This window comes from Nocardia acidivorans NBRC 108247, from assembly GCF_001625085.1.
GTDB classification, from domain to species: Bacteria; Actinomycetota; Actinomycetes; order Mycobacteriales; family Mycobacteriaceae; genus Nocardia; species Nocardia acidivorans.
Genome location: NZ_BDAW01000076.1, coordinates 1 through 975, shown reverse-complemented (window position 1 = coordinate 975; position 975 = coordinate 1). Strand labels below are relative to the sequence as shown.

Annotated in this window: 1 pseudogene; it reads right to left on the bottom strand. The window is 71.2% G+C overall.

The window, feature by feature from the left end:
• Positions 1 to 925 (bottom strand): annotated as a pseudogene (locus tag NA10_RS29200) (phage protease); the annotation flags it as partial.
• Positions 926 to 975: the final 50 nt, after the last annotated feature.

Genomic DNA, 975 nt, shown 5'->3' with positions numbered 1-975 from the left:
TCGCCGGAGTGATCCGGCCTTCGCTGATCGCGGTCGAGAGCGCGACGTCTATATCGGCCGTGCGTTGGCGCGCAAGATATGCCTTGAACTGCGACGAGTCGGCCTCGAGCGCGGCCAATCGGCCGGAGTCGATCGGGACCGCGCCCGCAGGCAAACGGCCGGCCGCTGCCACCTGTGCGGCGGCGTCGGCCTGGGCTTGCGCGTCGGTCTGCGCCTGCTCGGCCGCGCTGGTCGCGAGTGCCTGAATAGCGGCGATGATGGCGTCGAGGTCGGCGTCGTCCGCCAGCCCGAGAGCCGTACGCAGCGCCGCCAGTTGCTCATTGGTGATTTCCACTCCGGAGCCTCCTTCGGTGGTGTCGGTGGTGGTGTGTTCCGCGGCCGTCGGGGTGACGGGCGCGGCCGCCGAGGCCGCACGGCCGGGGCGGGACTCGGCACGGCTCGCGTACCGGAGAATCTTGGAAGCCGCGACGGCGGCGGCCTCGTTGGCGGCGGGGTCGGCGGCGACCGGATCCGTTGCGGGCGTGGCGTCGTCGTAGCGGACGACGACCGGAACCGCGGTCCCGAACGTCACGCCGTCGGTGCCGTCGCCCGCTGTGTCGACGACGACCGGCACGCGTTCGCGGGTGCCGGTGTTGTCGTCGAGGACGATCAGCTCGAGCGGCTCGAGGTGGAACTCCTCGATCCACTGCGACCAGGACGCGCCGTCGTAGAACTTGCGGCGCACGTCCTCGGTGGTTACCCCGGCGGCGACCTGGCGCGGTGACGGGCTGGGCATGGTTTCGCCTTTCAGGTGAACGGTGATGCGGGTACCGCCCGTGCGGGGCGCGGACGCGGCGACGCCGTACAGGGCGGCGACGTCTTGCAGGGATGCGAGCGTCCCGATAGCGGGCTCGGTGATGCCGAGCAGCGCGAGACCGGTCAACACGAACGGGTGTGTGTGCCCGAGCGCGCACCGGTACTCGTATTCGCCCTCGA